This window comes from Streptomyces sp. NRRL S-244 (genome assembly GCF_000717915.1).
GTDB lineage: Bacteria > Actinomycetota > Actinomycetes > Streptomycetales > Streptomycetaceae > Streptomyces.
Map to the genome: position 1 here is coordinate 44,479 of NZ_JOCX01000003.1, position 25,331 is coordinate 69,809.

The 25,331-nt window shown below is 70.6% G+C and carries 16 protein-coding genes; 4 read left to right on the forward strand and 12 right to left on the reverse strand.

Translation table 11 applies throughout. From position 1 onward, the window contains the following. Positions 1-81 precede the first annotated feature (81 nt). From IF02_RS0104290 to IF02_RS0104300, 3 genes are all read right to left on the reverse strand, one after another. Positions 82-2,073, reverse strand: a complete 1,992-nt coding sequence (locus IF02_RS0104290) for an ATP-binding protein (RefSeq protein ID WP_199809173.1) — start codon at positions 2,071-2,073, stop codon at positions 82-84. A 76-nt stretch (positions 2,074-2,149) separates the two neighbouring features. Continuing rightward, entirely contained in the window at positions 2,150-3,400 is a 1,251-nt protein-coding gene (locus tag IF02_RS0104295) for a cytochrome P450, cyclodipeptide synthase-associated (protein ID WP_051695714.1), read from the reverse strand. 220 nt (positions 3,401-3,620) lie between these two features. Further along, complete coding sequence (locus tag IF02_RS0104300; RefSeq protein WP_030153876.1) at positions 3,621-4,322, reverse strand: DUF1345 domain-containing protein; 702 nt, start codon at positions 4,320-4,322, stop codon at positions 3,621-3,623. Positions 4,323-4,791: 469 nt separating this feature from the next. Here IF02_RS0104300 and IF02_RS0104305 point away from each other — a divergent pair, with 469 nt between their 5' ends. Continuing rightward, on the forward strand, positions 4,792-6,612 hold the full coding sequence (locus tag IF02_RS0104305) for a glycoside hydrolase family 15 protein (RefSeq protein WP_030153877.1): 1,821 nt from the start codon (positions 4,792-4,794) through the stop codon (positions 6,610-6,612). A gap of 39 nt (positions 6,613-6,651) precedes the next feature. Here IF02_RS0104305 and IF02_RS0104310 read toward each other — a convergent pair whose 3' ends face one another. From IF02_RS0104310 to IF02_RS0104325, 4 genes are all read right to left on the reverse strand, one after another. Further along, complete coding sequence (locus IF02_RS0104310; RefSeq protein WP_030153878.1) at positions 6,652-8,421, reverse strand: cation:proton antiporter; 1,770 nt, start codon at positions 8,419-8,421, stop codon at positions 6,652-6,654. A gap of 31 nt (positions 8,422-8,452) precedes the next feature. After that, positions 8,453-9,847, reverse strand: a complete 1,395-nt coding sequence (locus tag IF02_RS0104315) for an NAD(P)/FAD-dependent oxidoreductase (RefSeq protein WP_051695722.1) — start codon at positions 9,845-9,847, stop codon at positions 8,453-8,455. Positions 9,848-10,102: 255 nt separating this feature from the next. Then, on the reverse strand, positions 10,103-10,951 hold the full coding sequence (locus IF02_RS0104320) for a hypothetical protein (RefSeq protein WP_030153880.1): 849 nt from the start codon (positions 10,949-10,951) through the stop codon (positions 10,103-10,105). 56 nt (positions 10,952-11,007) lie between these two features. Further along, positions 11,008-11,652 carry a GAP family protein gene (locus IF02_RS0104325; RefSeq protein WP_030153881.1) on the reverse strand — a complete coding sequence of 215 codons (645 nt, stop codon included), beginning with the start codon at positions 11,650-11,652 and terminating at the stop codon, positions 11,008-11,010. A gap of 253 nt (positions 11,653-11,905) precedes the next feature. Between IF02_RS0104325 and IF02_RS0104330 the strand changes: the two genes are divergently transcribed. After that, on the forward strand, positions 11,906-12,946 hold the full coding sequence (locus tag IF02_RS0104330; RefSeq protein ID WP_030153882.1) for a vWA domain-containing protein: 1,041 nt from the start codon (positions 11,906-11,908) through the stop codon (positions 12,944-12,946). A 373-nt stretch (positions 12,947-13,319) separates the two neighbouring features. Continuing rightward, complete coding sequence (locus tag IF02_RS0104335) at positions 13,320-14,528, forward strand: hypothetical protein (protein ID WP_030153883.1); 1,209 nt, start codon at positions 13,320-13,322, stop codon at positions 14,526-14,528. A gap of 72 nt (positions 14,529-14,600) precedes the next feature. Here IF02_RS0104335 and IF02_RS0104340 read toward each other — a convergent pair whose 3' ends face one another. Next, the gene (locus IF02_RS0104340) at positions 14,601-16,598 is read right to left on the reverse strand and encodes a transglycosylase domain-containing protein (RefSeq protein WP_078621863.1); all 1,998 of its coding nucleotides are present in this window, start codon (positions 16,596-16,598) and stop codon (positions 14,601-14,603) included. A 386-nt stretch (positions 16,599-16,984) separates the two neighbouring features. On the opposite strand from IF02_RS0104340, the gene IF02_RS0104345 reads away from it, so the two are divergent. After that, positions 16,985-18,124, forward strand: coding sequence for an amidase domain-containing protein (locus IF02_RS0104345; protein WP_030153885.1), 1,140 nt, complete (start codon positions 16,985-16,987; stop codon positions 18,122-18,124). A gap of 86 nt (positions 18,125-18,210) precedes the next feature. Here IF02_RS0104345 and IF02_RS0104350 read toward each other — a convergent pair whose 3' ends face one another. From IF02_RS0104350 to IF02_RS0104365, 4 genes are all read right to left on the reverse strand, one after another. Then, positions 18,211-21,501: an SAV_2336 N-terminal domain-related protein gene (locus tag IF02_RS0104350; protein WP_158708449.1), complete on the reverse strand. Its 3,291-nt coding sequence runs from the start codon at positions 21,499-21,501 to the stop codon at positions 18,211-18,213. Next, positions 21,498-22,517, reverse strand: a complete 1,020-nt coding sequence (locus IF02_RS0104355) for an AAA family ATPase (protein WP_030153887.1) — start codon at positions 22,515-22,517, stop codon at positions 21,498-21,500. Before IF02_RS0104355 ends, IF02_RS0104350 begins: the two co-directional genes overlap by 4 nt. A gap of 61 nt (positions 22,518-22,578) precedes the next feature. Next, positions 22,579-24,783, reverse strand: a complete 2,205-nt coding sequence (locus tag IF02_RS0104360; RefSeq protein ID WP_030153888.1) for a trypsin-like peptidase domain-containing protein — start codon at positions 24,781-24,783, stop codon at positions 22,579-22,581. 2 nt (positions 24,784-24,785) lie between these two features. Beyond that, positions 24,786-25,187 carry a CU044_2847 family protein gene (locus IF02_RS0104365; protein ID WP_030153889.1) on the reverse strand — a complete coding sequence of 134 codons (402 nt, stop codon included), beginning with the start codon at positions 25,185-25,187 and terminating at the stop codon, positions 24,786-24,788. Positions 25,188-25,331 lie beyond the last annotated feature (144 nt).

The following is a 25,331-nucleotide window of genomic DNA, read 5'->3' on the forward strand; positions in this document are numbered from 1 at the left end:
CGGCGGGCAGGGGCGCTGTCCACTCCTGTCCGCACCTGTCCACGAGGTGCCGACGCCCCTGCCGCAGGCCTGCGCCCGCCGCTAGCGGGGGTCGTGCAACTCCTGCTGCCACAGGGCTTCGCAGAGCAGGTCCAGGCCCTGGCGAAGGTGGCGACGGTAGGTGCCGTACGGCAGGCCGAGGCGGCGGGCGGCGGCCTCCTGGGTGGGCGCACCGGAGAAGTGGCCCGCCGCCAGGGCCTCGCGGGCGCGTACTCCGCGCGGGTCACGGGCGAGGTCGTCGACGGCCTGGCGCAGCAGGGCGCGCAACTCCCCCACCGGATCGGCGAAGTCGGCCGCGAGACGGGTGCGCATCAGGGCGCAGGCCGCGAAGGCCCCCGCGTCGCGCCAATGGGCCAACGCCTCGCGCACGGCCTGGTCGAACGCGGCACGCGACACGGGCGACGGACCGGACCGGACCGGCTCGTCGGTGGCCGATATGAAGCGCATGAGCCATGCCTCCACGGACACGTGGCGCCAGTCGACGCCGAAGACGCCGTACGTGTGATCACCGACGCGCGGCCGTGCCCCGGTGTCGCTGAGGGTGCCCCTGACGCGCTCCGCCCAGGTCTCGGCGTCCCGGTAGACGGCGAATCCGTACGCGCGACCGCGGGCCCGGGCCGCCTCCGCCTGGGCCCGGGAGCTGCTCAAATCGATGACGCGTGAGGGAACTTGGTACCGCTCGGGGTAGATCGAGAAGCGGCTGACGCCGATGTGTTCGCCGGGGCTCACCGGCTCGTTGGCATCGGTGTACCGCCACGCGGCGGCGACGACGGGATCGGTGGCCAGGTCCTGGGGGTCGGGCGGGGCCGGCAGGGCCAGTCGGGCCGTGAACGCCACGATCCGTCCCGTGCTCACGAGCCGGTAGACGCTGAACGCCTGCGGCTGGCGCTGCGCCCAGTACCGGACCAGCTCCGCGGAGGCGGCTCCCTCGGTCTCCTCGGTCATGCGCAGCACGACATCGATGTCATCGGGGTGCAGGGGACGGTCGTGCACTTCGTCCTCGCGGGACCAGGACCGCAGTCGGGCCAGGGTCGCGCCCTCCCGGAAGAGGTAGAAGAGCTCGTCGGTGACGGTCCACACCCGCTCCTCGGGTGCTTCGCGCAGTATGCGCAGGTACTCGTCCGCGAGGCGCCGGCGCATCGCCTCGAACGCGTTGGGCGCCCGCCAGCGCAGGTCGGCGGCGAGCGTCTCGCGTGCGGCGTCGTGCGGGTGGAGCCCCCGGTGGGTGGACTCCATGAAGGGCAGGTCCCGCAGCCAGGAGAAGAGCGGATGGGCATCCTCTTCGGGCAGTACCGCGGCGAGCAGTTCCTCGGACGTCGAGTGGGCCTGCGCCGCCACTTCGAGGGCGCGGCGGTGGGCCGCCGTGGGTACCTCCCCGATCAGCCCCGCCAGCAGGGTGCGCAGTACGTCCGCCGTGGGGGCCCAGATCTCCTCCCGGCCGCAGCCCGCCGATCCCGCCGCGGCCGCGAGGGACAGCGCCAACGGGTTGCCTCCGGCGAAGCGCAGTACCCGGTCCCGCAGTTCGGGCCGGATGTGCGCCGCCACCAGCAGGCTCCGGGCCTGCTCCTCGGAGAACGGCTCCAGTTCGGTGACGTGCAGGAGGCGCGACCAGGCGGGGTCGGCGGTCCACTGCGGCTGCGGAGCGCGCCGGCCGGCCAGGACCACCAGGGTGTCGTCGGCGGCTCGGGGCAGGAGGTGGTGCCACAGCCAGCTCTCCAGCCACTGGCAGTGCTCGAAGGAGTCCACGAACAGGACCGTCCCCGGGACGTCCAGGAACGGACCGGCGGCGCGCTCGAAATCGGCCGGGTCCCGGCTGACGAACCGGCCGTCGAGTTCGACGAGCAGCCGGCCGGCCGCACGGGCGTGGTCCGCCAGGCGCCGCAGCAGCGTCGACTTGCCGATGCCGCCCGGACCGCACACGTAGAACGCGAACGGCGCCTGCGGATCACCGGCCAAAGCCTCCCCGAAGCGCCCGAGTTCCTCGTCCCGGCCGACGAAGGCCCGTACGCGCGCTCTGCTCAGTCTTTCCCCCACGGACACCATGGCGGCTCCCAACTCCCTTGTGCACCAACCGGCTTCAACCGGTCGAACGGAGATCCTAATGGAGGTGTCATTCGACGGGTCCGAGGTCGCGTTCGCCGAGGTGGACGGGGGTGAAGTCCAGCGACAGCGAGAGGGGGCCGCGGGTGTACAGGCCGGTCTCCCGGTAGCGGAAGCCGGGGCTGTAGCGGACCTCGTCGAGCAGGGGCAGGAGCATCGCGGCGACGGTCTCGATCTCGGCGCGCGCGAAGGCCGCGCCGACGCACTGGTGCAGTCCGGTACCGAAGGCCAGGTGCTGGGCGGCCGCGGTGAAGGAGCGGGCGGCGCCCAGGTCGGGGCGGTGGATGTCGAAGGCGTCCGGGTCGGTGAAGGCGTCGGGGTCCCGGTTGGCCGCGCCGATCATGCAGAAGACGGTGGCCCCGGCCGGGACGGTGGTGCCGGCGAACACGGTGTCCTTTTCCGCCTGACGGGGGATGAGCTGGACCGGCGGGGTGTGGCGCAGGGTCTCGGCGATCGCGGCGGCCAGCAGGTCAGGGTCCCGGCGGACCTGGGCCAGCTGCTCGGGGTGGTCGATGAGGTGCTTGAAGAGCAGGGCGAGGGTCTTGTCCGCGGGCTCGGTGGCGGCCGCCAGCACGTTGATGATCAGTGCGGTGACGTCGCGATCGCTCATGGCGATGCCGTCGATCTCGGCGGTGCACAGCTTCGATATGAGGTCGTCGCCGGGGTGGCGGCGCCGCTGTCGGATGACGGGCAGGAGGTACGCCTCCAGCTGCTCGGCGCAGTCCAGGCAGTGGCGGCGGCGCTCGGGGGTGAGGGCCAGGCTGGTGATGAACTCGGCGACTCCGCTGTGCCAGGCGGCCACCTGCTGCCAGTCCCGTCTCTCCAGACCGAGGACGTCAAGCGTCACGTGGACGGCGAGGGGTCTGCCGAAATCGTTGACCAGGTCCATCCGGCCCCGGCCGAGGAAGGGGGCCATGAGCTCCGCGGCGTTGGCGCGGATGGCGCGTATCTGGTCCTGGAGGGCCTGCCCGGTGAAGCCCCGTACGACGATCTTGCGCTTGGCGGTGTGCTCGGCCCCGGTCATCTGCGCGAGTACCGGCCCGCGCATCACCGGCTCGGCGCGCTCCTGCAGCGTCTCGGTGGTGAACGCCTCGTGGTCGGTCAGCACCCGCTTCACGTCCTCGTAGCGCGAGAGGAAGTAGCTGTCGATCGCCGGCTCGTAGTGCACCGGAGTCCGCTGCCTCAGCTGCGCGAAGTACTGGTAGGGGTCAGCGTCGAAACCCTCGGACAGGACGCTGAAACGGGTGTTGGCAACGGGCACGGTGAAGGCCTCTCACATACGCGGTACGCGGAACGGTCAAGAGCCGAAGCGGCACGACGAACGCCGGCGCCGCCCACGGTCGAGCCGCGCTGCAAGACGCGCGAATGACCCCGCAGGTTCCGTGAACGGAAATGGTCCGGCTGCCGCAGTGGGTGGCGTGCACATGCTCCGGGGGTCGCGCTGCTCCCGCTGCCGAGCGGCCGCCAGGGCTCGCCGACTGTCAGGCGAGGACGTTGACGGCCCGGGCGACGACGAGTCCCAGGATGACCAGGGAGACGATCGACTGGAGCGTCATGACGGTCTTGGCCCAGGGGGCGAGCGGCATGACGTCGGTAGGGCTCAATGCCGTGGAATTGGTGAATCCGAGGTAGAGGTAGTCGATGTAGTGGGGACGCCAGTGCGCGGTGTTCAGTTCGGGGCTGAGCTGTTGGGGAAAGGCGAGCGCGGGAGTGGGGGGCATGTGGTGGGCCCGGGCGGCCGGCCCGCCGCAGTCGAGTTCGAAGTACAGCAGGGAGAACGCGAGGACGGTGGAGGCCCAGACGCTGCTGCCCGCCAGCAGGAGCGCAGTGGCGGAGTTCGTCTCGCTCCCGCCGTGGATGAGATCGTCGATCAGCCGGACCGTTGACCAGATGGCGCCGCATGCCAGTACGCCGACCAGGGCGATCGACACTGCGCGCAAGGCAGTCGAGCGACGGCTGATCCGAAGGGGGTCGCCCGAGATCAGCGCCACCAGGAGCAGTCCCTCGGCGAGGGGAAGTGCCCATCGGGGCCCCAGGCGCAAGTCGTCGGGCAGGAGCAGGGTCAGCACCGCGGAAGCAATGACGGCTCCGGCCATCGGCCAGCGGCTCTCGGCGGGCGGCGCAGGCCGCGGATCGTGGGGATCGTTCGTACGGCTCGCGTCGGAGGGAGTGTGTCCGGTCACGGCCGAGTGCTGCCCGGGCTCGGAGGCGCGTCAGATCGCGCTGTCAGCCGCGGCAGCGGCACGGCGGGTGGCAGCGGTCGCCCATGAGTCGCGTTCATCTGCGGCTCCTCGAAGGTGAAGGCGTGTGGCGGCGGCTGCCTCCACGACCGTTCCCCGGTCGCCCGCCCGCCCGCCGCGAGACTGGGATCTTGGACCTCACCGTAGACCGAAGTGCATGCGACGGCATGACCGACACGCTCCGTACTCGGATGCCTGCCGAACCTGTGAGCACCCCTGCTGCCGGGCCGCGCTCGCCCTCGCCTCGGTGAGGGAGACGATGCCGACGATGCCCCGTCCGGGTGACGCGCGGCGCCGGGCTGCACGTCTTACGGGATCCGGGCCGCCGCGCGGCCGCGTCCTCCTCGACGGGCGCCTGCGGCGGTCCTGGCCGATAGTGATCCCGAAGGATCACGCTGACCTGGGGACACTCATGGACCGCTATCCGCCCATCGCCGAGCACGGCCTCATAGGCGACCTGCAGACCGCCGCGCTGGTGACCTCGCGCGGCGTCGTGGACTGGTTCGCCGCGCCCCGCTTCGACTCCCCCAGCATCTTCGCCGCCCTGCTGGACCACGACCGCGGCGGCTACTTCCGGATCGCGTCGCAGGATCCGGAGGCCAGCTGCAAACAGCTGTACTACCCGGACACCGCCGTCCTGGTCACCCGCTTCATGTCCCCCGACGGGGTGGGTGAGGTGATCGACTGGATGCCGCCGATCACCAGCCGCACCCCGACCGACCGGCACACCCTGATCCGGACCGTGCGCACCGTGCGCGGCACCGTCCGGTTCGACATGGAGTGCCGCCCCCGGTTCGACTACGGTCGGGCCGCCCATGACCTCGACCTGCGCCCCGAGGGCGCCGTCTTCCGGGCGCCGGGAGTCTGCGCGCACGTCCAGAGCACCTTTCCGGTGGAGCGTGACGGCGACGACCTCCGGGGCTCCGTCACACTGAGCGTGGGCGAATCGGCAGCAGTCGTCTTCACCGTCTGCGACCCCGACGGCGCTGCCCCGCCACCGCCCACCGTCGACGGGATCACCCAACAGCTCTGGGATGCGGCCGACTTCTGGCAGAACTGGGTCCACGCCTCCAACTACCGTGGGCGCTGGCCCGACATGGTCAACCGCTCCGCCATCACCCTCAAGCTCCTCACCTACGCGCCCACCGGCGCCCCGGTCGCCGCGGCCACCATGGGCCTGCCCGAGCAGATCGGCGGCGAACGCAACTGGGACTACCGCTACACCTGGGTACGCGATGGCTCGCTCTCCGTACGCGCCCTGCTCGACCTCGGATTCGTCGAGGAGGCCACGCACTTCACCCACTGGCTCGGCGACCGGCTGCGCGAGGCCGAGGGCAAGGGCGGCGAACCGCTCCAGATCATGTACCGGGTCGACGGCGAACCACTGTTGACCGAGGAGATCCTCGGCCACCTGGAGGGGTACCGGGGTTCCGCGCCGGTACGGCTGGGCAACGCGGCCGCCGATCAGTTGCAGCTGGACATCTACGGCGAGGCCCTCTACGCCCTGTCCGAGGGGCACGAGATCGCCGTACAGACCGGCTACCGGGGCTGGAAGGTGCTCGCCCAGACGCTGGACTGGCTGGCCGATTCCTGGGACCGTCCCGACGAGGGAATCTGGGAGACCCGCGGCGGCCGCCAGGACTTCACCTACAGCCGGGTCATGTGCTGGGCCGCCTTCGACCGCGGCCTGCGGCTGGCCGCCGAGTTCAGCCGGCCCACCGACGCCGTCCGCTGGACGAAGACCCGCGACGCCATCCTGGAGCAGGTGATGGAGCGCGGCTGGAGCGAGTCCAGCCAGGCCTACGTCCAGCACTACGGCGGCGACGCCGTCCTCGACGCCTCCCTTCTGCTGATGCCCCGGGTCGGCTTCGTCGCGCCGAGGGACCCTTCCTGGCTCTCCACCCTGGACGCCATGGACCGCACCTTGGTCTCCGACAGCCTCGTCTACCGCTACGACCCGGCCGCTTCCCCCGACGGCCTGCGCGGCTCCGAGGGCACCTTCAGCCTCTGCACCTTCCTGTACGTGGACGCGCTGGCCCGGGCGGGGCGCCTGCGTCCGGCCCGGTACACGTTCGAGAAGATGCACACCTACGCCAACCACGTCGGCCTCTTCGCCGAGGAGGTGGGACCCAGCGGCGAACAACTCGGCAACTTCCCCCAGGCGTTCACCCACCTGTCGCTCATCATGGCGGCGAGCACCCTGGACGAGGCCCTCGACCAGCAGCGCGGCTGACGGCCTCCGGCGCAGCGCAGCCGGTCCTCACGCGGCACGCTAGGGAAGGGACTTGGCCGCAGGTGCCAGGAGGACGGCGGTGTCGCCTCCGCCCGGCCTCGGCGCGCCGGTCTCGGTGGCGGCGGCGAGCTGTCCGTCGGGCCGCACCAGGAACAGCACGTCGTGTCCGGCCGGGACGCCCTCGTCGACCCGGCGGACAACGATGCGGGCGCCGCCCGCGTACCGGCGGGCCAGTTCCGGCCGGTCGAGGCCATCGCCGAACAGCGCCTCGCTGCTGCCCGTGGAAGGGGCGACGACGCCGTGGCTGCGCAGGGGCGGCGCCAGCCGGTGGACAGGTCCCTTCACCGTCTCCTTGAGCGTCATGAACGCGAGGGTGTTGAAGTCGTCCTCGTCGGTGAGCAGCAGGACGTCCGTGATGCCCTCGCGCTCGGCGCCGGCGCCGGTGGCGGCGGCGAGCAGTTCACCGGGGGCCAGGTCGAGGCCGGCGTCGGTGATGCTGCGGCGCTGGCCGTCGGGGCCGGCCCACATGAGCACGTCCAGGCCCGCGGAGCGCAGGGCGCGCCCGAGCTCGATCACCCAGGGGTCGCCACCGACCAGGAGCGGTCGCGAGCGGGCCGAGCGGCGGACGTCGAGCCGACGGGCCACCGGGATCGCCGTCAGGCCGTACACCATCACGGTGGCGACGATCACCATGAAAGTGGCGGGAAGGATCTTCTGTGCGCCGCCGATGCCGGCCTGGACGAGCGATACGGAGAAGGTCGAGGCGGTGGCCGCGGCGACGATGCCGCGCGGCGCCATCCAGCCGATGAACCAGCGCTCCCGGTAGGGAACGTCGGTGCGGGCGGTGGAGAGCACCGCCACCAGAGGTCGCACCACGAGGACGAGCGCGGCGACCAGGCCGAGGGCGGGCAGCACCACGTGGCGCAGGGACTGCGGGGTCACCGTGGCCGAGATGGAGATGAAGAGCAGGCCGATGGTCAGCGAGACCAGCGCCTCGAAGAAGGGTCGGCGGGCGGGCATGTCCAGACCGGGCAGGTTGGCCAGCGCCACACCCATGACGACGGCGGCGATCAGGCCGGTGTCGTCGCGAAAGGCGTCGCATGCCGCCGCCACCGAGACCACCGCGGCGAGTTGCACCGTCGTGCCGAGTACCTCGTCGAGCGTGAGGTGGCGCAGTAGCAGCCAGAGCAGGGCGGCACCGACGGCGCCGCCGGCGAGCCCGACGGCCGCGCTGCCGCAGAACGAGGCGAGCTGGCCGGCGAGGCCTTGCTGTCCGCTGGCCAGGACGCCGTGGAAGACGAACGCTCCGAGGATGCCTCCGAGCGGGTCGATCAGGGAGCCCTCCCAGACGAGGACGCGTTGCAGGCGTTCGGTCGGGCGGACGAAGTCGAGCAGTGGCCCGACGACGGTCGGCCCGCTGACGACGAGGATCGCGCCCAGCATCACGGCGGCGCTCAGCGACATGCCGATGACGGGGACGGCGAGCAGGGCCGCGGACACCCAGGTGACCAGAGCACCGAGCCAGACCAGCCGGACCACGACCGTGCGGGTGTGGCCCTTGAGGTGGCGAAGGTCGAGTCCGAGGCCCGCGTCGTAGAGGATGACCGCGACGGCGAGGGAGACCAGCGGAGAGAATGCCGGACCGAGCAGCTTCTCGGGGTTGACGTCGTCGGTCAGCGTGCCCGCGATGAATCCGGCCGGAAGCAGCAGGAGGATCGCGGGGACGCGCAGCAGGCTTGCGACCAGCTGGGAGCCGACGGCGAGGGCCACGATCAGTCCGGCGCCGAGCAGGATCTGACTTGATGTCACGGCAGCCCGGCCGGGAGATGTGCTGCGGTGTTCATGCGGGCCTCGGTGGCTCGTGCCGGGCGCGGGGGTCAGCCGGCGGGTCGGACGGTGGGTCAGCCGGCGGGTCAGCCGGCGGGCCGGCTTGCGCGGCGGTGGTGTCCTCGATCGCCGGGGTGAAGGCGCGCTCCCGGCGCGAGCCGGAGGCGAACACCACCGCCCAGCTGACCAGCGCGCCGATCCTGCTGCGGAAACCGGTGAGGAAGACGATGTGGATGAACAGCCAGATCAGCCATCCGAGCAGTCCCGAGGCGTGGAAGCGGCCCATCTTCACGACGGCCTTGCCCCGCGAGATGTACGCCGCGCTGCCCAGGTCCAGGTAGCGGAAGGGGCGCGGTGTGCGGGTCCGGCCCTCGACGAAGTGGCGGATCCGGCGGCCGGCGTAGGCGCCGCTCTGCATGGCCACCTCGGCGAGTCCGGGCAGCTTGTCCAGGCTCATCAGATCGCCGACCACCCGGATCTCCGGATGGCCGGCGATGGTGAGGTCGGGCTCGACCCGGATGCGTCCCGCCCTGTCCTGCTCGGCGCCGGTCGCCCGGGCCAGTGCCGTCGCCAGCGGTGGCGCCTCGACCCCGGCCGTCCACAGCACGGTGCGCGCCTCCACCCGTTCCGTGCCACCGTCCTTGCGGCGTACGGTCAGGCCCCGGTCGTCGACCTGGGTGACGACCGACCCCAGGTGAACCTCGACGCCGAGGGCGTCCAGGGTGCGGGCGGCCCGGCGTGACAGCACCGGGCCGAACGCGCCGAGCACGCCGTCCGAGCCCTCGAAGAGCAGCACCCGCGCCCGACCGGGGTCGACGGCGCGGAACTCCCGGTCGAGCGTGTGGCCGGCGATCTCCCGGATCTGCCCGGCCAGCTCGACCCCGGTGGGGCCGCCGCCCACCAGGGCGAAGGTGAGCCACTGCGCCCGCTCCTGCGGGTCCTCGCTCGCCTCGGCCGCCTCGAAGGCCTGGTAGATCTTCGTACGCACCGTCAGCGCGTCCGCCAGCGTCTTCATACCGGGCGCGTACGGCGCGAATTCGTCGTGCCCGAAGTATGACTGCCGTACGCCGATCCCCACGATGAGATCGTCGTAAGGCAGCTCCAGCGCGCCGCCATCGGGCTTCTGCGCGTGGACGACCCGCCCGGCCACGTCCACGCCGGTGGCCGTCGCCAGCAGGCACCGCACCCGGGGGTGGCGGCGCAGGACCGCCCTCAGCGGCTGGCCGATCTGTCCCTCCGAGAGGATGCCGGAGGCGCACTGGTACAGCAGCGGCTGGAACAGGTGGTGGGCGCAGCGGTCGACCAGGGTGACCGCGACCGGGGCGCTGCGCAGAGCCCGCACGGCGAAGAGGCCGGCGAAGCCTCCGCCGAGGATCACCACCCGGCGGGGTGTGACGTGATCGTCCACAGATCTCTCCCGTCGTCGGCCACGCACCGGCCCCGGGGGACAACACTCCTCGGCGTCGATCTGCGCGGGGGCGGGCGGCTCGCCCCGCTCGGCCGTTCGGGGCAGCGGCGCCCCTCGAACGACGCAACGGGGTCGGCTGCTTCACCCGGACGGCGGGGACCGGGGCTCTCAGGCGATCGCCCCCTCGGTTGAGGCCGACGTACCAAAATGAAGCCGTAGGGGACCTGGACCTGCCCGTCACCGTGGGCGCGTCGCCTACGGTCGTTCGAAGGCCTGGAGCACGCCACCGACCGAGAAGCACAGGGCGCCCGTCAGCGTTCCCCAGTTGGCGATGGCGGAGTTGACCAGGCTTCCGGTGGCCGGCCGGGTGAACGCGGCCAGTGCCGACACCATGAAGAGCACCGACCCCAGCTGGTTCACGGCGACGACCCACCAGCCGAGGCTGCGCGAGCGCAGGCAGGGCCGGAACCGGTGGCAGACTTCAGCGAACGCGAGATGGCCGGAAACCAGGAACAGTACGCATCCGACCACGTCGGGGGTCCAGACGAGCCGGTTGACCTGCTGGGTGGTGAGCCCTTGGAGGAAGGAATCCAGCAGGTTGACGCCGAACACGAGCGTCCCCACGAACAGCACGAACGTACCCAGCCAGTCCAGCCGCATCGGCTCGTAGCCCCACCACCTCCAGTCGGCCGTGGCCAGTCGGCCGCTGCCCGGGGCGTGGCGAGGCCCGTTCAGCACCTGCAGGAGCGAGCTGTAGCCCCCGAGGTTGAAGAACAGACCGCCCGCGAAGTAGATCGAGGCGCTCACGAGGGCGTCGCCGGACCCGAACTGGGCCACGGCGGCTCCGAGGGCGAAGAGCGCCCCTCCGATGACGAACGCGCTCGAGGCAATGGCGTTCAGCCTGCGAAGGCGGCCGAGGGCCGCTGCATCGGCGCTCGCGGACAGGGTGACCGCGTCCCCGTCCCCGGGGCCGCGGACCGAGAGCACCCCGCGCCTGCGCGCGGGCCGGGACTCCCACACCACCGTTCCCCCTTCGGGGCGGTCCCAGAAGAGGCGGGTGGTGAACGGTCCTGCGCCGTCGGCGCGCTGCTCCGGCTGTCCCACCACCCGAGCCTAGCCACGGGTACGGGCCCCGGCAGGCAGTGAAACGCGTCCGTCCGTCAGGCGACCAGCTCGTAGATGCCCCGCGCCGCCAGCCAGAGGCCGACGAGCAGGGAGAGCGTGATGACCAGCTGTTCCTGATGGTGCGCGAGCCAGCTGCGCAGAGCGTTCAGCTTCGCGCCCGCGGCCTGCGGCGCCCAGACGGTGTACATCTCCATGACGACGAGGCTGAGCGTGGCCAGCAGGCAGTAGCCGGTCAGGGTCAGCCAGTCGGCGAGGGAGGAGAGGTCCGCTGCGACGACCGTGGCGGCGCCGGCTCCGACCAGCGCCCAGGGCTGGAACAGCCAGGCCAGCCCGGCGGCCGTGGCCAGTGAGGCGCCGTCCACCTTGGCGGTCCAGCGCGGAGTGCCGTGCGGACGGGGCGGCCGACGGTGGCGGTGTGCGCCGTACAGCACCAGCCCCACGCCGATGGCGAGTTTCGCGCAGGCCGCGGCGGTCGACGGCGCGCTGTGGAGTGCCGGGGGCTCACCGCCGGTCAGCAGCAGCACGCACGCGATGACCGCCACCAGGTCGGCGAGCCAGGACAGCAGGAACGCCAGGCCCTTGCGGGCGCCACGCGGCGAGGAGAGCAGCAGGATGAAGGCGCTGTTGTGCACAGGGCCCAGGGTGATGGCCGTACCGATCACGACGAGGTCGACGACCATCAGCGCAGTCACTCCCGGAGGTCGGGGCCGTCCGCCGCCGTCCGCCGCCGCTGGACGGCGCAACCGGCTGGGACGGGGTCGAGCGGCGCTGTCACGGCACCGCATGGCGACTCTGCGGGCCGCGGCCCGACCGGTCAAGGAGGCCACGCGCACGACCCCGAACGCCGCATCCGGAGCCGGATCCCTTCCAAGATCGATTGTCAGTGGTGGATGGGAGGATCGAAGTATCGAATCGGAAAACGGGGGAGCCTCCATGTCCGGAATGCAGAACTACATCAATCACGTCGCTCTCGTGCTGGACGCCAGTTCGTCGATGTCGCACCTGAGCCGCAAGGTGGTCGAAGTCGCCGATCAGCAGATCGCCTATCTGGCCCGCCGGTCGCAGGAACTGGACCAGGAAACCCGTGTCACGGTGTACGTCTTCGCCGACAAGGTGGAGTGCGTCATCTACGACAAGGACGTGCTGCGCATGCCGTCCCTGAAGCAGCTGTACCGGGCCGGGGGGATGACGGCCCTGCTGGCGGCCACGCTGAAGTCGCAGCGGGAGCTGGCGCAGACGGCCCAGCTCTACGGCGACCACAGCTTCCTCACGTTCGTCCTGACCGACGGGCAGGAGAACGCCAGTCACCGCTGCCCGGACGCCCCTTCCCGCAGCCCTCGTGACCTGGTGCAGGCCGTGGCCACGATGATCGAAACGCAGCAGGACAACTGGACGCTGGCCGTCCTCGTGCCGGACCAGATGGGCAAGCGCGAGGCCATGCAGTGCGGCTTCCCGAAGGACAACATCGCCATCTGGGACGCCACGAGCACACAGGGCCTGGAGGAGGCCGGACAGGTCATCCTGAAGGCCACCGAGAACTTCATGATGGGCCGCACCAAGGGCATCCGGGGATCGAAGGCGGTGTTCTCCACGGGTGCCGAGGTGGTCAACAAGGAAACCATCGCCGCGGCCGGTCTCACCCCGGTCGATCCGTCGCAGTACCAGCTGATTGCCGTGGCCCGCGATGCGGCGATCCGGGAATGGGTCGTCGAGTCCGGTCAGAATTACCGGACCGGTTGTGCTTTCTACCAGCTGAGCAAGTCGGAAAAGATCCAGGCGCGGAAGCAGATCGCGGTGCTGGAGAAGAAGACGGACCAGGTGTACACGGGACCGGAGGCCCGGGCCCTGCTCGGCCTGCCCGACACGGAGGTCCGCGTCAAGCCGGACCACAACGACGACTTCACCATCTTCGTGCAGAGCACCAGCGTGAACCGCAAGCTGGTACCGAACACGCGGCTGCTGGTCATGGTCTGACGCCCCCGGTCACGGATCCGTGGGCCGGCCCGGATACGGCTGCACGATCGGACCGAACAGGGCGTTGACGGTCCGGCTGCTCGCCGCACAGCCGAGGCGGAGGCAGCGGGCCGAGGCGGGTACCCGGTGTGGGCTGTGAGTTGGCTGTGAAGCGACGGGTTGAGGAGGCTGGAGTGTGGGATGAGTGGCGACAAGTTCTATATTCGTACGAACCATCCACACGCGGCCCGGCTGCGGGGATCTCAGGGGGACGACTGCGATGGCCGATACCGACACCGCTCCGGCAGCCCGGACGGAGTCCCGGAGTACCCGCAAAGTACGGAGGAAGGCACAGAACCGCAGACGCCTGGGCGTGGGCGTCGCCGTGATCGCCATGGCCGGGGCCACCGTCGCCGCGTTCGCCTTCACCCGGAGTGATCCCTCGGAGACCGCCCCACCCGATGCGAAGCTCGGGGCTCCGGGCGGTGCGGCCGACGGGGCCGCCGCCGCGAAGAAGGCCGAGGAGGCCTGGGACGGCAAGGTCAAGGTGTTGGGAGACGGCTCCACCTCCTACACCGGGCCACAGCCGGGACAGCTCAAGCCCGAGCGGCTGAAGCCCGGGGAGAAGCCGCCGCAGTTCGTGGTGTTCTCCTGGGACGGCGCGCTCGAGGGCGACGACCACCTCTTCTCCCACTTCCGCCAGGTCGCCCGCGAGAACAAGGCTCACATGACCTTCTTCCTCACGGGCATCTACCTGCTGCCGGAAAGCAAGAAGATGCTCTACCGGCCGCCGCAGCACAGCCAGGGTTCGGCCGCCATCTCCTACCCGACCGTCCCGCACGTGAAGGGCACGCTGGAGCAGTTGCGCGGCGCCTGGGGCGACGGCAACGAGATCGGTTCGCACTTCAACGGGCACTTCTGCGGGCCCAAGGGCGGCGGGGACTGGAGCCCCGCCGAGTGGAAGAGCGAGATCGACCAGACGTATTCCTTCGTCAAGAACTGGAAGACCAACACCGGTTTCACCAAGGAGGCGCCGCTGCCCTTCGACCCGGACCGGGAAGTGGTCGGGGGCCGGGCGCCCTGCCTGGAGGGCCAGAAGAACCTCCTGACGGCGATCAAGCCGTACGGCTGGCGCTACGACGCGAGTTCCGCGGGAGACTTCCAGCTGTGGCCGTCCAAGCAGGACGGCATCTGGAACTTCCCCCTGCAGCTCGTACCGCTCCAGGGCAAGGAGGTGCAGGTCCTCTCCATGGACTTCAACTTCCTCTTCAACCAGTCGGGCGACAGCACGCAGGGCGACCCGGCGAAGTTCGCGGCGTGGCAGGCGCAGACCCGGGCCTCGTACCTGAACGGCTTCAACCGTGTCTACAACGGCAGCCGCGCGCCCATGTTCATCGGCAACCACTTTGAGGACTGGAACGGCGGCATCTACATGAAGGCCGTCGAGGACGTGATGAAGGACGTCTGCCCGCGCCAGGACGTCCGCTGCGTGTCCTTCCGGGAGCTGTCGGACTGGCTCGACGCCCAGGACCCGAAGGTCCTGGCCCAACTGCGCACGCTGGACCCCGCGCAGGCACCGGACTGGGCTTCGCTCATCAAGTAGACGGGCCGGCGGGCGCCGGAGGGGGGCCGGGCAGCGTGCGCTGCCCGGCCTGCCTCACCGCCTTGATCCGGCCTACTTCACCGCTTTGATGTAGTCCGTCCACAGACGCACCGCCCGCTCGCTGCCGGGTGTGCCCGGGGCGTCGCCGCCCAGTCCCGTCAGCGGCAGCGGAACCAGGTCGGTCAGCGACATCCGGTAGACCACCACGGCCGTGGACTCCTGCTCGGTGCTCGCAACGAACCAGCCCGCCGTTTTCGCGGCCGTCGTTCCGGTCTTGCCCGCCGCCCCGGGATGCGCCTTGGCCGCCGTCTTGGCCGAACCCTCGGTGACCGCGTCCCGCAAGGCGTCCGTCACCGCCTGGGCGGTTTTGGCCGTCACGGCCCGGGTCGGCTGCGGCGTATCGAGCGGCACCGCAGCGCCGTTGCGGGTGGCCGAGCGCACCGAGTAGGGGTCGGTGTGCATTCCGTCGGCGGCGAAGGTCTCGTAGGCGCCGGCCATGCGGATCGCACTGGGCATCGAGTTCTCCCCGAGCGCGAACGTGGGGACCCGTGGCCCGAGGCTCGATCCGAGCAGGCCCGCTCGCTGGGCGAACGACTGCACCCCGTCGAGCCCCACGTCGAGGCCGAGTTGCAGCATGGGGGTGTTGACGGAGTTGGCGACGGCCTGGCGCAAGGTCACCTGGCCCCAGTTGCGCCCGTCGTCGTTGCGGCCCTTGACCACCTTGCCGCTGCGGTCCCAGTACGGCCCCTCGGGCGTCTGCACCGTGACCTGGTCGTCGCCGTTGTACGTGGTGGAGGGGGAGACGGGCGTACGGGTCTTGCCGCGTGAGCGCAGCACCCCTTCGTCGAGCGCGGCGGCGTAGACGATCGGCGTGAACGCCGTGCCGACCGGGATCGTCGTCGCGTTCGACTCGTTGAAGCCCTGCTTCAGGTAGTCGGGGCCGCCGTACACGGCGAGCAGCCGCCCATCGGGGGAGACGCTCGCCGCGCCGATCTTCGCGTGTTTGTCCGTGTCGGGACGCCGCTCGGCGTCGAAGTCCTTCTGCGCCTTCTGGACGGCGGAGGTCAGGGCCGTCATGCGGTTGCGGTCGAAGGTCGTGTAGATCTGGTAGCCGCCGAGGTCGAAGTCGGAGTCCGTGATGTGGCCCGCCTTGATGGCGTAGGCCTTGGCCAGCTCGACCAGATAGCCGGTCTGCGCGCCGGGAGTGCCGGGGAGCGCGGCCCCCAAGGGCTCGGGGAACGTGGTGTAGGTGGCGCGCTCGGCGCGCGAGAGCCGGCCCGTCTCGACCATGCGGTCCAGGATCCAGGCCCAGCGTTCGACGGCCCGGTCGTGGTTCTCCTTGCCGAGGGCCGGGTCGTACAGACCGGCGCCCTTGAGGAGGGAGGCCAGGAAGGCGCCCTCGCTGGCATTGAGCTGCGAGACGTCCTTGCCGAAGTACGCCTGGGACGCGCGCTGGATCCCGTAGGTCCCGCGCCCGAACCAACTGGTGTTGAGGTAGTCTTGGAGGATCTGCTTCTTGTCCCTCTGGTTGTCCAGTTTCACGGCGAGCAAGAGCTCGGTGAACTTCCGGGAAAGTGTGCGGTCCTGGTTCAGGTAGGCGTTCTTCACGTACTGCTGCGTGATGGTGGACCCGCCCTGGGTCTCACCCCCCGTCGCCGCGGCTCCCAGGGCGCGCAGGACGCCGGACGGTGACACGCCGGGATCCGAGTAGAAGCTCGCGTTCTCCGCGGAGAGTACGGCTCCCTGGACCTTGGGGGGCACCTTGTCCAGCGGCATCTCCTGCCGGCTGACCCAGCCCGTCCGGGCCATCGTGGAGCCGTCGGCCCAGTAGTAGACGTTGTCCTGCTGCTTGGCGAACGAGTTGAGGTCTTCGGGTATGTCCGTCGTCGCGTAGGCGTACGTGATGACGCCCGCCAGGACCATGAACGCGTACAGGCAGGCACCCAGCCACTGACGCCAGGAGGGTATCCACCGGCGCCAGCCGCTGCGGCCCGGTCTCGGGAAGGCGGGTCGCAGGCGCCGCAGTTGCGCGCGCGCCGCAGCGGCGGCCGGCGCGAGGCCGGCCGGCATGCCGGCCGCCGCCCGGGGCCGACGGCGCGTCCCCGCCTTCCTCCGGCGGCCCGACGGGGCTCCGCCGCTGCCCTCCGGAACCGCCCGCCTGCCCCACGATCGCCCTCTTGCGGACGTATCCTTCCTGCCCACTAGGAATGCCCCCCTTGCTGTGCTTTCCTGCATACCCTAGAGGCACTTGCTGTGAGGCCGGCGAGGTGGTGTCGGCTTCCGGCCGCGCAGTACTGCGCCGGTGGCGGAAGGGGAACCGGAGGCAGGCCGCCCGGCGCTCGAGGCGACTCCTGTCAGGTGACCGTCGGCGAAGCGGAACGCGCCGAAAGAGCCGTCTGGTTGTGCGAAGATTCCGTCCCCCGGTCCGTGTGGACCGGGTGACAAGGGGAAAAGCAGTGATACCAAAGAGGTTCAGGCTTGCCGTCGGCGCAGCCTTGACCGTGACCCTGTCGTCCGCGACGCTGTTCGCCTACTCCGCGAGTGCGGGTTCCGGGCCCGAAGCAGCCGACCGCGCGACCGTCGACGCCTTCGCCCGCATAGCCGACGACGTGCTCTCCCAGCGCACCCAGGCTCTGGTCGAGGACCAGCCGGGGCACCGCAACTCCGGCCCGTCCTCCGCGAAGACGCGCATGTCGGCACAGCTGAAGAAGGACGAGGACGCCGCGATCTCGTCGCTGCAGTCCCGTAAGACGCGCCTCGCGGCGCTCGGCGAGGCCTACACGGGTGCCACCACCCACGTCGCCGTGGACCGGGCCACGGTGACCGGCGGGAAGGCGACCGTCGAGGTCGCCGAGGACACCACGCTCACCTACAAGAAACTGCGCGGAGACGAGCCGGCCACCACCGACTTCCGGACGCGCTACGAACTGACCTTCACCAGCAAGCGGGGCGGTGCCTGGGAACTGACCTCGATCAAGTCCCAGGACAACGGCCCCGTCGCGATCAACGAGCCCGTGGCGGCCAAGACGAACGTCGCCAAGGACGACGGCAACCAGTATCCGGACGGCACGCCCGCGTCCACCAAGTACCCCGCCCCGGCGAAGCCCAAGGCGAAGACCGGCGGCGCGTACGACTACGCGGCCATGGCGAAGTACGCGGAGAAGTACTGGAGCAGCTACAACCCGGCGTACCGCAAGTTCAGCGGCGCGGGAGGCGACTGCACCAACTTCATCAGCCAGGCGCTCAAGGCGGGTGGCTGGAAGACCGTTCCGGGCCCCACGACGGACTACCGCAACTGGTCCTACGAGAGCACCCGCCAGACCGACTCCTGGGTCGGCGCGAACGAGTGGGCGTGGTTCACCCTCTCCAACAAGCGGGCCGCCAACCTGGCCAACGTCTACCAGACGGACGTCGGTGACATCGTGCAGGTGGACTTCAACAGGGACGGGTCCAAGGACCATTCCATGATGGTGACGTACCGCAGCAACGCCGGAATGCCGTACCTCACCTACCACTCCACCAACACCTACCGCAAGTCGCTCGCGAGCATCATCGCGTCCTACCCGGACGCGATCTACTACGCGTACCGCACCTGACGGTCGCCCCTCGGCTTCTCCTGCCGCGGAACCCCCGCGGCAGGAGAACGCCGGGACCTGGGTCTGGTGCGCGCTCCAGCAGGCAATCAGCGCAGCGACGAGGACTGTACGGAGTCCTGCTCATTGCCCGTGGTGAAGAAGAGCGGCCGAGGATCGGACGGGATGAAAAGCGCCGCGCCTTCCGTCGGCGGTTCGGTGCCCTCCGACGGAAGGCGGGTCTGCAGATCGATCCGTGTCGGCATCATGTCCATGAGACCGTGAGCGTCTGGGCGCTGATCCAAGTCGTCTGCGAACAAGATCAAGTGAATGCCGAGCCGCGGGCCGGTACGGGCGGCATCCTGCATCACGCTGAGCAATTCCGGCGCCGACCGGAGAATCCGCGGGAAGTTCTCCACGGCCACGACAAGACGCGGTAGCCGCGGCAGGAGGGGGTTCTCGGATGCCGCGTCCTCGAGCATCCCAATGTCGTCGTGAGTCGTGATCGTCTCCAGCACGTGCCGGCGACGGCTGAGCTCGTACTTGAGCTTCTCACCCAGTGAGAGAGCGTGCGTCGTGTCGTCGCGCAGGTTGAGGTAGGCCGAACCGCTCACGGCGCCCTCGAAGCGGGCGAGCCCGCTGTGGCCGTCGTGGTCGGCAAGGATGAGCTCCATGCCCGTCCGGGCTTGCCGCGTCAGCTGCTCCAGGACGCGGCCGATGACGTCCCTGCGTACACGAGCCGGACGCCCCAGGCACAGGAGGTGGGGGCCTTGTCCACCGCGGTGTTCGCTCTCAAGGGCCAGTTCCACCGTATCCAGTTCTGCGTTCAACCCGAGAGTCACCGTCAGCGGGTGACGCTGCAGACCCTGACCGTGGGCAAGGGAGTCGAAGGCTCGGACCAACCTGGCCGCGGAAGGTCTGCGGGCAGGATCGGTGTGCGTGCAGGCTCGAAGGATGGCAACCAGGTCGGACGAGAGCCTCGTGTTCGATGACCTCAGACCCTCGAGGAGGTCCACGCTCCCCTTCCGGCCTGTCGCCGCCTCCAAGAGCACGATGCCGAGTGCGTAGACATCGGCCTCCTCGGTCGGGTCGGTTGCGGGGTCCTCCAGTTCCGGGGCCCGATACAGGGGGTTGGGCTCATAGCGTGACCTGTACCGGCTGGACCTGCCATCGAGCGATGCCGTCGTCCACCTCGCGATCTGTACGTCGCGCCCCGCGATCAGCACGCAGTGGGGAGTGAGGGAGCCGTGGACGAGCCGTCTCTGGTGGGCCCTGGACAGCCCTTTCGCGAGCTGCCGGGCCACTGCGACCAGAGCCGCTTGGTGCAGGACCCCCTGCTGCCGCGTGAAGGCCCGTAGGTTCGGCGCCGGTTCCGTCGTGCCGTCCAGTGCGCAGTCGACCGCGAGCCATGGCCGGTCATGACTCGTGTCCCAGGCCATCAGTCGAGGCGCATGGACGCCGTCCATCCGCTTCAGCGCGGCGACTTCGGTCTCAACGAGCTCGTGGGCCTGCCGTGCATCCGGAATGCGGACGACGAGGACGCGGCCCTCTCCGTCGTGCGCCAGGAACATCCCGACCTCCGACCAGCCTCCGCCGTGCTCGGCGAACACGTCGTACGGCAGGTCGTCCCGTTCGAACCGAGGGTCGGCGACCGACAGCCGGCGCCATCCCGTCAGCTCGGGGTCGAGTGTGAAGCCCGCCGGAAGCTCTCGGAGCTCGCCGCGGGACGGCAGCGGCTCCGGCTCCGGCCCTGAGGTGTCGGGGAGCGAGACCCCGAGCCTGCGCCTGAGGGTGTCGTCCACCCAGCCGAACGGCCCACGCGTGCCGGATCGCACCTGGTCAGGGCCCTCGGGATGGGGCAGCCAGGCCGGAAATCCGGCCGACGAACCCGCGAGTTCAGCCAGGTGCGTCGTGACCGCCTGCGCGGTGCGAACCAGTTCGGCGGGCGGCACCGTGCCCAACAGGACCCTCCGGGTCTCGTCCGTGAAGTCGAAGGCCTTCTGGTGCGGGGCGTTCTCGGACCCGTCGACGCCGTGCATCAACCCACCGAGAAAGACCTCCGCCAGGTGGGACGTGTCGACGGCCGGAGTGACCGCGTGCTGGACGAGCCGCATCGCCGGGACGGGCAGTGGGGCCACGGCGGCCAGATGGGCCGCCAGGCGGTAGGCGTCCGAGGACGCTGCGGCCCTGAACCGCAGCACGGCCTCCTCCGCGTCGCCGGCCGTGTCTTGCTGGCCGAAGGCCCGGTCGCCGGTATTCGGGACTGGGGAGCCGGGAAGGGTCAGCAGGGGAAGCACCGCGGTGTCCTCGGGGGAGCCGATCAGTCGGGCCCAGGTGCCCAGGCTGCTCCCGTCCGTGGCCAGCACCGGGACCGGCACCCCGTCGTACGGTGCCAGTTCGGGCGGCAGCACGGGGTCCTCGATGTGCCAGGACCGGTTCGCCTCACCTCTGCGGCGGGTCGTCACCTTCCACGGCTCCGCATGGATGCCCGAGCCCGCCCAGAGGCGCTGCGGGAGCGCGTGCACCACCGCCGTCGGCCCAGCCGACGCGGCACGCAGGAGGGCCTGGTGCATGGAACCGTCCCGCCATGCCCGGCCGACCCCATCGCTCACGACGAGGAGCAGGGTGTTCCCCGAGGGATCGTGCACGGTTGACAGTGGCAGCGTCGTGACGAGCCCTCCGTACGGACGGCTGCTCAGTCGGGGACCAGCGGGATCGCGGCTGTCGAGGCCGTGGACGCGCACGTGCCGGAAGGCTCCGCAGCGCTCCATCAACCCTCGGAGCTCCCCCGCGAGCTGCTGCCACAGGAGCATGGAGACGCCGTCGTCGACGAGGAGTGCCAGATCGAGCCACCTGGTTTTCGCGGGGCGTAGCACGGCGTCCGGCAAGCCGGTCTCGGCAATGGCCGAGACCGTCGCATCGACGTCGAGTTCCGTGCGCAGCGCGTCGGTGCGTAGCTGTTTCAGTGGGCGAAGGGCCCGCCCGAGTCGGAGCTCCACGCCCTCCAGCGCCTTCACCCCGGGAGTGCGTACCGCCATGGCGGCCCGGTCGGTGTGCGCGGCCTGCCTCTCCGCGGAGGCGGGAGCGGCGTGCAGGCCGTTGCTCTGTGCGGCATCGGATCCGGCCCCCGTCGCCGCACTCGGGTGGGCCTTCTCCCGCCGGTCCTCGTCGTGGTCTTCGCTCGACGGCCCGGAGGCGGGCTCGGCAGTGGCGGCACCAGCCTTGCGAGCGGCCGCTGCGGTGCGTGACTCGGCGGCGGTCGCCACCCGCGCCAGCGCTGTGGCCGCTGCCGGGGGCAATCGGGCCGCCAGCCACAGCGCGTCAAGGAGCTCCTCGGCATCGAGGAGCTCGTCGTCGCCGGACAGGACACCGCGAACCCTGTGCAGCATGGATTCGGTCACAGCGTTCTGGCGAGCCGGTGCAGCACGGCGTCCAGCAGGCCGTCCGCGTCGAGTTGGACGCCACCCCGTCGCAGGAACACGGCGTTGAGCAGTTGGTCTGTCGCCAGTTCTCCGCGTGCTCTGCGGGCGAGGAAGGCCCTCATCAGGTCTTCGAGGCCGTCCGTGTCGGTGTCGCCATCGGGGTTCAGGTGTGCGGAGATGATGGCACGCAGACGGTCCTCGTCCGGTTCCGGTAGGTCCAGGCGTACGCAACGGCGCAGGAAGGCCGGCGGGAAGTCGCGCTCGCCGTTGCTGGTGATGACGACGACCGGGAACTCCGAGCAGCGTACGTGGCCGCGGACGACGTCCGTCCATGCGTCGGGATCGGCGGTCAGCACGCGTACCGAGGAGTGTTTCTCGGGGAGCCTCGCCAGCTCCGGGATCTCGAACTCGCCTTCCTCGAAGACGTTGAGCAGATCGTTCGGGAGGTCGACGTCTCCCTTGTCCAGCTCGTCCACGAGGAGCACGCGGGGGGTTTGCGACGCGACCAATGCCGTGCCGAGCGGTCCGAGACGTACGTACGAGCCGATGCTGGGCTCCTCCACCGCGGAGTCGTCCCCCGTGTGGGGTTCGCGTCTCATGTTCGTCTCGCGAAGCCTGCCGATTGCGTCGTACCGGTACAGCGCGTCCTGGAGGGCGGTGCGGCTGTTGACCGGCCAGTGCAGGACACGCCCCAGGGACAGCTCATGGGCGACGGCGTACGCGAGCGACGACTTGCCCGTTCCCGGGTGGCCTGTCACCAGCAGCGGGCGGCGCAGGAGCAGTGCGGCATTGACGACGTCCGCCTCCTGGGCTCCGATCAGGTACGGCCGATTGCGGTGGGAGTCGTCCGCTTCCGCCCCTCCGAACCGTCGCCACGGCGGGGCCTCGGGGAAGGAGATGCTCCTTGCTCGGCCATCGCCTTTGAACAACCGCCACTCGGCGCCTCGGCCGTCATCCGTCGTGTCGTGCTGCCCCTGGAGTTCCTGGGCCGTCATCGGGTGTCCGTTCCTTGTCCGTGAGTCCGTGGGTCCGTCGTACCGCGCACTGGCCGCATCGTCATGAGGGGTCCGCCAATTGCAGCGGACCCGGCAGCGCCAGGTCACCGTCTTCCCACACGAGCGCCGGTCTCGCGGCCGAGGAAGGGGCTTGGGATCCGTACAGGATCGACCTGAAGTCCTGGAGCCGTTGCGGGAGTTTGTGCAGCGATCCGGTCGGATCGAAATCGTTCAGCCGGGCGGCGTCCTCGTGTGACTCGGCGGCCCGGTCCCACAGCACGACGGGAACGCCCATGGCCAGGCATATGGGGAGAAGCCGAGAACGCTGTTCCGGCGAGCCATGGAGCACGACGCGTGTGGTGTCGTGGTGGGGCGCCTTCAGAAGGTCGTGCAGGCGCCGTATGTCGACGGACGGCTCGTCGACGACGAGCGTGCCGGTGCCGCCGGCCGCCCATCGCCTGCGCATGTCACGTGCGGCCGTGGGGACACGACCGCTCAGCTCGGGGCAGCGAAGTGCCACCTGGTACCGGCTGCCGAGCGCGACGCTGAGGTCCCCGAGGTCCGGGAAAACGTCCCCGAGCTCGCTCCCCGTCTGCCAGCTGTCGACAGGGATCTCCAGTCCGTCGGCTCCAACGACCACGTCCACCTGGGTCGGCGGATGGCCACTGCCCGCCTGGCTTCCCTCCGCCGCCCGACGGATCAGTCGTCCGATCTCGTCCGGCGGCAGGGAGCCCTGCGGGACGGTCACCGATGTCCGCGTCCCGTCGCGGCGGCCGAGCCAGATCTCGCACAGGAAGTTTTCCGGGCTGTCAGCTCCCGCCCGTGTCAGGCGGACGACGATCCGGGTGACGGGTGACGGGCGGTGGGACGCCCATGCCTCCGCATCCGCCCGCCGTTCCCCGAGCGCCGAGCGGCTGATTCCCAGGCGCCCGGCGACGCGGTCGCACCACGCGCGCAGGACCATGCGGCCGCCCGGGTCGGCCACCGCGGCCGCCACGAACTCCGCCAGTCTGAGCAGTGCCGGAACGGGCAGGGAATCCGCCGCGCCACCCCGCCCGTCGGGGTAATCCTCCAACGTCAGCACAACGTGGTCGACATCCGCATCGGTCAGTCGGGAAGTGTGTGCCAGCACTTCCGGAAGCTCCATGAAGCGCAGTGCTTCCCGTGCGGCGCGGGAGATCAGGTCCGGTTCCGCCGTGACGACCGTGCGCAGCGCCGTGACCAGCTGCCGGTGCTCCGTGACGGACAGCAGCCGCACGTCGGCCTCCAAGCGGCCGAATGCCAGCAGGTCGTTGAGCGTCCGGCGATCGCCGACGTGGTTCCCGACCGCAGGGGCCAGTGACTCCGTCAGCGTCGCCAGCGCACGCGCCTCGGTCAGCAACAGCGCCGCGAGCTCGTCCAAGGTGGGCGCCGAAAGTTCGTTCTCGGGCGGTGGTTCCCAACCGACGCCGACCGCGAGGTCCCGGCAATGGTCGGCGCGCCGTGCCGGGTCGTCCAGCAGGGCCCGCAGCATCGGCACGATCGCTTGTCCGGGTACCTCGCCGGGCCCGGTACAGGTGGGCCCACTCGGATCGGCGACCCGGCACTCGGCGACGACGTCGTCGGCCCCCGCGCCGGTCAGCTGCTCCCGGACCGTCTGCCAGGGCAGGGCCCAGCCCCGCCGGACGGTGTCCTGCGACCGCAGCGGGCCCGTGTCCGACAGCACCTGGGCAATGACGAGCCCAGCGACGGTGACGTCGGACCTGACCCACAGGGGGCCACCGCTGTACCCGGGCCCGATGGCGGCACCGGTGAGAGTTCCGTCGAGGTACCAGCACCCTCCGTCCTCATGGCCGGCCACGGTGTCGGCATAGGTGATGGCGACACCGCCGCCGTGCCAGGCCCGGAGCTTCAACCCCTCGGACATCTCGCGCCAGACCACGGGGGTGGCCCACTCGGGAGCTGCCTCCTCCAGGTCCAGTACCGCCAGGTCGCCGTCCCACGCGATGCTGTGCGGCCGTGGCCGGGGCGGCAGCCACACCGACAGACGCGCGGCGCCCTGACGCGTGGCCGCCCCAGAGCTGCGGAACGCGATGCTCAGGGGCTGTTCGGCCGCAGGCCTCTCGGTGCTCAGCGGCTCCCGCCCCAGAGCATCGTTGACGACGTGGGCACAGGTCAGAAGGCGGTTCGGCGAGAGGAGTACGGCAGCGCCCGCCGCCTTGGCGTCACTCTCGCGCAACAGCGCGGCGTGGAAGACCGGGGCTGCCGGCCGGCGGAACCAGCCCATCCCTACGCCTGGGAACCGTCGCCGGTGCCCTGGTTCTGCCAGGTGGCGCTGACGGTCATGGTGGCCTTGCCGTTGGCTCCGACGATCCCGAGCTTGAAGTCCTGGCCGATCTCGACGCCGAACTCGACCGTCAGCTCCTGCGGCGGGCGCCCGGTGCGGGTGACCGCGCCGTGGATCTCTTCGAGCAGTGGCCCGAGGGGGCGCAGGGTGGACTGCAGGACGTCCTGGGCGAGCGCGGCGGCACGTCCTCCGCGGGCCACCGGGGTGGCCGTGCCGAAGCCGTCGGGAAGGTCTGCCGTTTCGGAGGGGTCGGCCGGGACGAGGGCCGGTGCCGATTCTCCGGCGTCGGAGAGTTCGACACGTAACGCGGCGCCACCGAGATCGAGTTCGAGGTATTCGGGCATGCGCCACATTGTGCCCGAGAATATGCCCCTGTCGGGTCCGAAGTCTCAAGGATGTGCGGCCTCACCTTGGAGGAACGTTCACCCGCGATGGGTTCAGACGGGCACGAAGTGCCTTGGTTCCGACCCGGGGTGGCGGGCAGGACG

Coding starts and splice junctions, on each gene's coding strand:
- IF02_RS0104305 (WP_030153877.1), top strand. CDS start 4,792: ATGGACCGCTATCCGCCCATCGCCGAGCACGGCCTCATAGGCGACCTG.
- IF02_RS0104325 (WP_030153881.1), bottom strand. CDS start 11,652: ATGGTCGTCGACCTCGTCGTGATCGGTACGGCCATCACCCTGGGCCCT.
- IF02_RS0104330 (WP_030153882.1), top strand. CDS start 11,906: ATGTCCGGAATGCAGAACTACATCAATCACGTCGCTCTCGTGCTGGAC.
- IF02_RS0104335 (WP_030153883.1), top strand. CDS start 13,320: ATGGCCGGGGCCACCGTCGCCGCGTTCGCCTTCACCCGGAGTGATCCC.
- IF02_RS0104340 (WP_078621863.1), bottom strand. CDS start 16,598: ATGCCGGCCGGCCTCGCGCCGGCCGCCGCTGCGGCGCGCGCGCAACTG.
- IF02_RS0104355 (WP_030153887.1), bottom strand. CDS start 22,517: ATGACGGCCCAGGAACTCCAGGGGCAGCACGACACGACGGATGACGGC.
- IF02_RS0104360 (WP_030153888.1), bottom strand. CDS start 24,783: ATGGGCTGGTTCCGCCGGCCGGCAGCCCCGGTCTTCCACGCCGCGCTG.
- IF02_RS0104365 (WP_030153889.1), bottom strand. CDS start 25,187: ATGCCCGAATACCTCGAACTCGATCTCGGTGGCGCCGCGTTACGTGTC.